Genomic DNA, 7,752 nt, shown 5'->3' on the forward strand with positions numbered 1-7,752 from the left:
TGTGCGGTTTTTTCTATAAGCTGGCTATGTTTCCCATGCATTTCTGGACTCCGGATATCTATGAGGGGGCTGCCAATGAAACGACGACCTTTATTGCCACTGTGCCGAAAGTTGGAGCAGTGGCCCTGCTCATTCGCCTGGTATTTCTGGTTGGAGTTGATGTCAGCCAGTTTACCTGGGTCCTGGCGGCCTTTGCTGTTTTGTCCATGACCATAGGTAATCTTTCCGCGTTGGTACAAAATGATTTGAAACGTTTGCTGGCCTATTCCAGTATTGCCCATGCTGGTTATGTGATGGTGGGTATCCTCAGTGTTGGTGAGTTGGGAACTTCTTCCGCGATTTATTATATCCTGGGGTATGTCATTATGAACCTGGCCTGTTTTTATGCCATTTATAATCTGGCACCGGAAGGTAGTAATGTGACCTTTGCTGACCTGAAAGGCTTGCATCGCCGCTCGCCGCTGTTGGCTTTTACCTTGGGGGCCGGCGCTTTTGGTATGGCTGGTATTCCCCCAACCGTCGGTTTTACCGGTAAATTCATCGTCTTTACCGCTGCCATCCAAAAGGGTTTCTATGCGCTGGTTATTCTTGGGGTGATTAACGCGGCTATTTCAGCATTTTACTACCTGAAAATGGTGCGGGCCGCCTATTCTCAGGATGATGAACAACAGCAGGATAAAGTGTCACTGGGCATTTCAGCCCAGCTTCTGGGTATCGCGCTGATTTTGGCCATTTTGTTGATTGGAATATTCCCTCAGAGTTTTCTTGATCTGGCCAAGCAGGCGGTGGCGGTTTTATAGTATTGAGAAAACGGGGACAGCCTCCCCCCATTAAACTTCAAGGCCCGCCACAAGTTAACGCGCACCGGGATCGGGGACGCATTTGAGTGAGTGCGTTTCCCCGCACGAACGGAAATCTGTCCCCTTTTCAGTTTCATCGAGGGTGCTACCTGCAAAACAGGCAGCACCCTTTTTTGTCGACATAAATTTACGGTAAAAACATATTTGAACGGTAGAGATAGAAAACAGTTTTAAAAAACTCAACAATAGTATATGTTTGTTATCGGTAATCTGTTGAATGATTATATTAACCACATGAAGCGAGGATATGGACCATGGAAACCAGAAAAATTTATCTGTCAGAAGATGAGATTCCCCGTCAATGGTATAACCTGGCTGCTGATTTGCCAACCCCCATGCAGCCGCCGGTGACCCCCGATGGTACGGTGGTGACCCCGGAGATGCTGGCCCCGGTTTTTCCCATGAATTTGATTGAACAGGAAGTCAGTCAGGAGCGCTGGATAGATATTCCGGAAGAATTGCTGGGGATGCTTTGCCGCTGGCGTCCATCGCCTTTAAAGAGAGCACTCAACCTGGAGCAGGCCTTGGATACCCCGGCAAAGATATATTATAAAGATGAGAGTGTTTCTCCGGCTGGCAGCCATAAACCCAATTCAGCCCTGGCCCAGGCCTGGTATAATAAACAATTTGGTATCGAGCGGCTGACGACGGAAACGGGGGCCGGACAGTGGGGCAGTGCCCTGAGTTTTGCCTGTTCTCTGGTCGGTCTTGAATGCAAGGTGTTTATGGTGCGGATCAGTTATGACCAGAAACCCTATCGGAAAATGTTGATGCAGGTTTGGGGTGGTGATTGTGTTGCCAGCCCCAGTTCCGAGACTCAGTCAGGACGCAAATTTCTCGAACAGTATCCTGACACTCCTGGAAGCCTGGGGATGGCCATCAGTGAAGCTGTCGAAGCGGCGGTGACCGATAAAAGCGGCAAAACCCGCTATGCTTTGGGCAGTGTTTTGAACCATGTAATGCTGCATCAGACGATTATCGGCTTGGAGGCCAAGAAACAGCTGGCGAAAGTGGGGATCAAAAAACCGGATGTGGTGATCGGTTGCGCCGGTGGCGGCAGCAATTTTGCCGGCCTTTCCTTTCCTTTCGTTCATGATAAGATCAATGGTGCTGATATCGAAATTATTCCTACGGAACCACAGTCCTGTCCGACGATGACTAAAGCTCCTTTTGCCTATGATTTTGGTGATACCTCGGGGTTGACACCGCTTTTGCCGATGTTTACCTTGGGACATAACTTTGTTCCGCCACCTCTGCATGCCGGCGGCCTGCGCTACCATGGCATGGCGCCGCTGGTTAGCCAGGCCCTGGTTGAGGGTTTGCTGAATCCCTTGAGCCTCCCACAGCTGGAATGTTATGCCGCCGCTGTTCAGTGGGCTCGCACTGAAGGTCCCATTTGCGCCCCGGAAACCAGTCATGCGGTGGCGGCTGTTATCAGGGAGGCTCTAAAAGCTAAGGAAGAAGGGAAAGAAAAAGTTATTCTGTTCAATTACAGTGGCCATGGATTACTTGATCTTTCCGGGTATGATGCATATCTGAATGGTAAACTGACCGATTATGAAATTCCTGAGGAAGATTTGAATGCTGCCGTGAAATCATCGCTGGAAAACTTACCGCCGGCAGAAGCGAAGAAAAGTGGTAAATGGTAATAATGTCATGTCTGCAACCAGTTAGGTCAAAGTAATAAAAAACCTTTGCCGAATTTAACTCGTTTTAACTGGGTAAAAATATCTTTCAATTTAAGGTTTTTTCTGTAATCTGCACTATAAAAAAAGCGCTGTACGATTATTCGTACAGCGCTTTTCTTGGTTTATAAGTTTACGATTCAATCAGCCACCAAAAAGACCCCAAGCCAACAGCAGCAGGCAGATAAGCCCGGCGGCGAGTCCGGCAAAGCCAAAAAGTTGACCGATGGCTTCCCGTAAAACGCCGGGGTATTTAGTCACCATCTTATCGAGCTTGCCCTGGGCTTTGAGCCGTTCATATTGTTCCGGCCGTTCTTCTTCCATTTCATAGCCGCGCAGGACGCCGTTGAAGATAACCATATCCATGGGGAATTTCTCCGGCCGCAGATGGGTGTTGAAGAAGTGAACGGTGAAAATAAAGCCGGAGGCCAGCAAGGCTTCGTCGGAATGGACGATAATGGCAACGTTAAACGCCCAGCCGGGCAAGAAGGCAGAGAAGAATTCCGGCACCCAAAGCATCAGACCGGTAAAGCCGATGGCGAACATCCCCCAGAAAACGGCGATGAAGTCAAATTTTTCCCAGTAGGTCCAGCGGTCAAAGCGCGGCACACTGCCTTTGCCAAAGAACCATTTAAACATGCCGGTGACATCATCCAGATCTTTCTTGCGGGGGCAGAGGGAATCAGGTCCGAGAAGTTTCTGCAGGAAGGTTTCCCCGGTCTGTTTGATGAACAGAAAGTAGATTACCCAGATGATAGTGGTGCCGAAGTAAGAGAAGGTCACCACAGCGGCCCAGCGGTGAATGAGTCCGGCAATGTGGGGGCCGCCCATCAGATGTGCCAGTCCTTGTGCCCATGGTGCATGATTGAATTTCAGCGGCAGACCGCTAATTACCAGGGCGATGAAGCTGACCATCATGGCAAAATGGAGTACCATCTCCAAGATGGTGAACCGTTTATAGAAAACCTTGGGATTTTGAGCGTGGGGAACAAAAATTCCCTGTTTATGCAATTCGTTTTTTTCAATGTAGCTGCGAATCAGCCAGAGAACGGTATGAAGCCAGAAAAAAGCGAAGGTGGAAAGCAGGAGGCCGGTCATGGCGATAAACGTCCAGTAAAGGAGAGGATAGTTTTCCTTGTCATGGTAATCAGCATGCGGCATGTATTGGACAAAGTTGGAATTGGACTTGGGGTGACAGGCGCCGCAGGTTTCGACCAGGCCTTCCTTGGAGATGGATGATTCAGGATCATCCGGAGGCAGCTGTTTGTGGGCGGTATGACAGTCGGCACACCCGGCTACATAGGTGGCTCCCCCTAGATGTTCCACCTTGCCGTGGTAGTCATGTTCATAGGTTTTGAAGGCCAAGGTATAGACGTTGTTGCGTTGCATCATATCTTGGTCGGCATGACATTTCTGGCAGGATTTAGTGTGAAATTCACGGGCTTCCAGGGCGGTTGTTGAATGAATATCATCAACATGCATTTCCTTGATATCATGCAATCCATGACAATCGGAGCAGGAAGGAGAATCAGGATTGCCGGCCATGAGGCCTTTTCCATGTACGCTTTGCAGGTAATCTTCATTGTCATGACAACCACTGCACATCTGGATGACTTTGGTTTTATCGCCACCAAAAGACTTCATTTCGTGGATGTTGGCATGGCAGTCAGTACATCTCACATCATTGTCTGCATGGACGGATTGCGTGTATTGTTTGGCAACCACTTTATGACAGAAACCACATTTTACCGGTTGCATGGGAACTTCACAATCGGCATGTTTTTCCAGGTCATAGATGTCCCGGTGGCAACTGGTACAGGCGTTACTTCCATGGGAAGAGGCGGCAAAGGTCGTACCATCCATATAATCATGGCATTCCAGGCACTGGCTGACGGAAATGCATTCCAGGCAGATCTCTTCTGCCGCTTCCTCTTTGGCCCATGAGGTGGAAGCCCCCAAGGCAAAGGAGAGCACCAGCATAAATGCCAGCAGCCCAAAAAAGTTAATGGAAAATTTCTTCATAATAGTGTTACCCCGCTCTTTTTTATTAAATATTATTTCATCCCCGTTAATAGGGTTGTGGAATAATTTCCACTTTACTTATATAAACTCCTACCTAAGCTGAACTATTAGCGGTTTGCCTTAGTATTTAGCTTTAACTCAACTTTCTGACTTGTATTGCCAGGGACATATTACCGGATGTTCGGGCTTGGCTCATAGCCTGTCTGCCGACAGGCAGGCGGTATTGGCCGCCTGGATGGGGACAGTTTTAAAACTGTCCCCCATTGTGATTCGCGGCGGACGCGGGGACATTGCTTTAGCGGTGTCCCCACAAGCCGGCCATGGACGGCCGGCGAGAATGAGCGAGAGCCATGCCGGAACATCCCGGAAAATTTCTTTCCACTGTTTTTAAAGCAACTCAGAAAGTTGAGGCTTTAAATAATCAGGTCTTGACCTTGACTAGTAACAACACCCATCGGGTGAATAGGTATAATATTAAAGATCTTGTAATTATTGAGCTAATAGCTAAGTGCTAATAGCTTGATTTAGATCCTAAGTATGGAAGTAATTCAATATTTTGTATGCACAGGCTAGGTGAAAGAAAGCAGGCATCATGCTTCGATGCCTGCTACTGAACTAGACTAAACCAGGATGTGTCTGCCAAAGAAGCAGACTAATTAGATCTTCAAAACCAGCATCAGGGCGATAACCAGAGCATAAATGACCAGTGATTCAATCATTGCCAGACCAATAATCATTGGTGTGGTAATTTTACCGGCAGCGCTGGGATTACGTCCAATACTATCAAGAGCGGACTTGATTGCCATTGATTGACTGAAAGCTCCACCAAAAGCAGCTATGGCGATGGCAGCAGCCGCGGCATAAGCCAGGCCGATATTGTATCCTGCCCCACCACCTTCAGCGGCCATTGCCGCAGTTGCTAAACCTGAAACTGCCAGCATGGTTAACATTTGGGTAATCTTTTTCATTGTATTCACCTCCTCTCAAATGGATTGATATTTCTTCCTAATGCGGGAACATATCCCGCAACCCAAACGGCCTTTTACGGCCCGCAAATAAGTACTCTTATCAGAACATTTTCTTGTTAAAAAAACAAGAAAATAGCCTGTAAGGTACTAATGATCATGGGATACTGCCCCACTGAAATAGGCCATGGATAAGAGAATAAAAACAAATGTTTGTACGAACGCAACAAATAAGCCAAGAAAGGCAATCGGGATGGGAACGACGAGTGGCGCGAGCATAATAAAAATGCTGGCCACCAAGTGGTCACCCATAATATTCCCGAAAAGCCTGAGTGAGAGTGACAGGGGTCTGGCAAGATGACCGATAATCTCAATGGGGATCATCAGCGGCGACAGCCAGAGGAATGGGCCGGTAAATTGTCTGAGGTATTTGGCTCCATGTTCTTTCCAGCCGAAATAATGGGTTAAAGCAAAAACAGTCAAGGCACAGGCTGCCGTAGTATTGAGGTTATCGGTTGGTGGTGCAAATCCGGGGATCAAGCCGGAAAGGTTAAAGGGAAGAATAAAAAACACCAGGCTGCCGATGATAAAGAGAAAATCACGGGCTTTTTCTTCCCCCATGGTATCACCGATCAATTTAAGTATCATTTCAACCATGGCTTCCAGCAGATTCTGAATACTAAATTTTGCTTCCGGGATGAGATTATCCTCAGGACTTCCCTTCCGCAGTTTCGCTGTCCCGATCAGAACCATGATGATAATAAGCAGTGATATAAGTATCGCGTTGGCAGTGTAGACCGGTAACCGGTTAAGGCCTGGAATCAGGCCGACAAAGGTTATAATCGGATCATGATGCATCGAAAAACTCCTTAGTACCTTCTAGAAGATTGTTCCAGGTGTTTTTTATTGTTTTGGTTTTAAAGTTACAAACATCCCTATATAAACTCCGTCAAGCAATATCGAGATAAACATGGATGAAAAGCCGATTAAATAGCCAATTGGCTGGCAGATATCCGGTATCAGCAGTCCCAGCGTAATGACGACCGAAACGATGCTTAAAATGGAAATCTTAATCGCCATGCGGGGTGAGAAGTTGGTCTCTCCGTTGTCAACTGTAGCGTTGTGAAAAGCGCCATACATGGTCTTTGTCAGTAAGTAAAAATAAACAAAGGCCACCACTCCACCTGCTAATACATCAAATGTTTTAAAAGAGGGCTTTTTAAATAAAAATGCTGCAATTGCCAGTAGCACAGTAAAGACAACAATCATCTTTTCTATGCGTTTCAGTCGTTTTAATTCCAGGTCCTGCTCTTCCCTTTGCGGCTCGCTTTTCTCTGCCATCAGGATCATCCTACATTATCTTGTTGATCTTCTTTTTCTATTTCTTTGAGGACTTTATATATCCGCATAAAGCCGGAAATCGTTCCACACAACATCATAAAAATGGTCAACCAGGGGCTGCTATCAAGCCATTTATCCAAATAAATACCGATGGCAATGCCAATCGCCACGGAGATGCCCAACTCCAGACCAACGGTGCCATATCGACTGATCTGCTCAAAAGCTTTTTTGTATTTGGGTGGCGTTTTCAGGGACACCGGCAATAACCAACCATTGGCAAAGTTCATCGCAGCATAATCGGAGTTTATTTACTCTGGTTTGCTGTATCAGGTTCTATAATTCCCCTGTTTAGGAAAGAGCAGTTTTATTAAGTTGCGTCTCCCATATCATAAATGAGTTTCCCAAGTCAAGATTAAACTGGACCTTTTTTAAAGCTTTGCCAGGCACTTACCCATTACCTCCAGAGTTTGTTCAATCGCCTCCTGGGTGTGTGCCGCGGAAAGAAATCCAGCTTCAAACTGGGAAGGTGCCAGGTAGATTCTCCCTTCAAGCATACCGGCAAAATAGCGGGCAAATCTCTTGGTATCCGATTGCTGGGCTTTCTGGTAATTATCCACCTGAATATCAGTGAAATAAGTGCAGAACATGGATCCCACCCGGGTGCAGTAATGGGGAATATGGTAAGAGGTAAACAGTTTATCTGTTTCCCGACTTAAGAATGCTGCTTTTCGTTCCAGTTCAGAGTAGAAATCCTTTTCTTGTAAAATTCTGAGCGTTGCCCGTCCGGCAGCCATGGCCAATGGATTTCCTGACAGGGTTCCTGCCTGATAAACCCCACCCAGAGGAGCGAGCAGCTCCATCAGTTCCTGCCGGCCCCCA

9 protein-coding genes are annotated in these 7,752 nt (G+C 47.1%); 3 read left to right on the top strand and 6 right to left on the bottom strand.

Annotated elements, in window-relative coordinates; translation table 11 throughout:
* Both U9P07_12025 and U9P07_12030 read left to right on the top strand, forming a co-directional pair.
* Positions 1 to 800 (top strand): NADH-quinone oxidoreductase subunit N (locus U9P07_12025; protein MEA2110131.1); only part of this gene is annotated, 800 nt, incomplete at its 5' end.
* Between the two features lie 314 nt (positions 801 to 1,114).
* Positions 1,115 to 2,509: a TrpB-like pyridoxal phosphate-dependent enzyme gene (locus U9P07_12030; protein ID MEA2110132.1), complete on the top strand. Its 1,395-nt coding sequence runs from the start codon at positions 1,115 to 1,117 to the stop codon at positions 2,507 to 2,509.
* 180 nt (positions 2,510 to 2,689) lie between these two features.
* Here the strand turns inward: U9P07_12030 and U9P07_12035 are convergent, their stop codons facing one another.
* On the bottom strand, positions 2,690 to 4,567 hold the full coding sequence (locus U9P07_12035) for a cytochrome c3 family protein (protein MEA2110133.1): 1,878 nt from the start codon (positions 4,565 to 4,567) through the stop codon (positions 2,690 to 2,692).
* 187 nt (positions 4,568 to 4,754) lie between these two features.
* Between U9P07_12035 and U9P07_12040 the strand changes: the two genes are divergently transcribed.
* Positions 4,755 to 4,958: a hypothetical protein gene (locus U9P07_12040; GenBank protein ID MEA2110134.1), complete on the top strand. Its 204-nt coding sequence runs from the start codon at positions 4,755 to 4,757 to the stop codon at positions 4,956 to 4,958.
* Between the two features lie 265 nt (positions 4,959 to 5,223).
* Here U9P07_12040 and U9P07_12045 read toward each other — a convergent pair whose 3' ends face one another.
* The 5 genes from U9P07_12045 to U9P07_12065 form a co-directional block, all read right to left on the bottom strand.
* Positions 5,224 to 5,535 carry an ATP synthase F0 subunit C gene (locus U9P07_12045; GenBank protein MEA2110135.1) on the bottom strand — a complete coding sequence of 104 codons (312 nt, stop codon included), beginning with the start codon at positions 5,533 to 5,535 and terminating at the stop codon, positions 5,224 to 5,226.
* Between the two features lie 147 nt (positions 5,536 to 5,682).
* On the bottom strand, positions 5,683 to 6,390 hold the full coding sequence (atpB, locus tag U9P07_12050) for a F0F1 ATP synthase subunit A (GenBank protein MEA2110136.1): 708 nt from the start codon (positions 6,388 to 6,390) through the stop codon (positions 5,683 to 5,685).
* A 45-nt stretch (positions 6,391 to 6,435) separates the two neighbouring features.
* Positions 6,436 to 6,873 carry a hypothetical protein gene (locus tag U9P07_12055; protein ID MEA2110137.1) on the bottom strand — a complete coding sequence of 146 codons (438 nt, stop codon included), beginning with the start codon at positions 6,871 to 6,873 and terminating at the stop codon, positions 6,436 to 6,438.
* A gap of 5 nt (positions 6,874 to 6,878) precedes the next feature.
* Positions 6,879 to 7,160, bottom strand: coding sequence for an AtpZ/AtpI family protein (locus U9P07_12060; GenBank protein ID MEA2110138.1), 282 nt, complete (start codon positions 7,158 to 7,160; stop codon positions 6,879 to 6,881).
* Positions 7,161 to 7,301: 141 nt separating this feature from the next.
* A partial coding sequence (locus U9P07_12065) for an aminotransferase class III-fold pyridoxal phosphate-dependent enzyme (protein ID MEA2110139.1) occupies positions 7,302 to 7,752 on the bottom strand: 451 nt, incomplete at its 5' end.

It is taken from the genome of Pseudomonadota bacterium, from assembly GCA_034660915.1.
GTDB lineage: Bacteria > Desulfobacterota > Anaeroferrophillalia > Anaeroferrophillales > Anaeroferrophillaceae > DQWO01.

Bases quoted from the DNA above. Each gene is read 5' to 3' on its own strand.
- U9P07_12060 (MEA2110138.1), bottom strand. From the start codon at position 7,160: ATGAACTTTGCCAATGGTTGGTTATTGCCGGTGTCCCTGAAAACGCCA.
- U9P07_12045 (MEA2110135.1), bottom strand. From the start codon at position 5,535: ATGAAAAAGATTACCCAAATGTTAACCATGCTGGCAGTTTCAGGTTTA.
- U9P07_12035 (MEA2110133.1), bottom strand. From the start codon at position 4,567: ATGAAGAAATTTTCCATTAACTTTTTTGGGCTGCTGGCATTTATGCTG.
- U9P07_12055 (MEA2110137.1), bottom strand. From the start codon at position 6,873: ATGGCAGAGAAAAGCGAGCCGCAAAGGGAAGAGCAGGACCTGGAATTA.
- U9P07_12030 (MEA2110132.1), top strand. From the start codon at position 1,115: ATGGAAACCAGAAAAATTTATCTGTCAGAAGATGAGATTCCCCGTCAA.
- atpB (MEA2110136.1), bottom strand. From the start codon at position 6,390: ATGCATCATGATCCGATTATAACCTTTGTCGGCCTGATTCCAGGCCTT.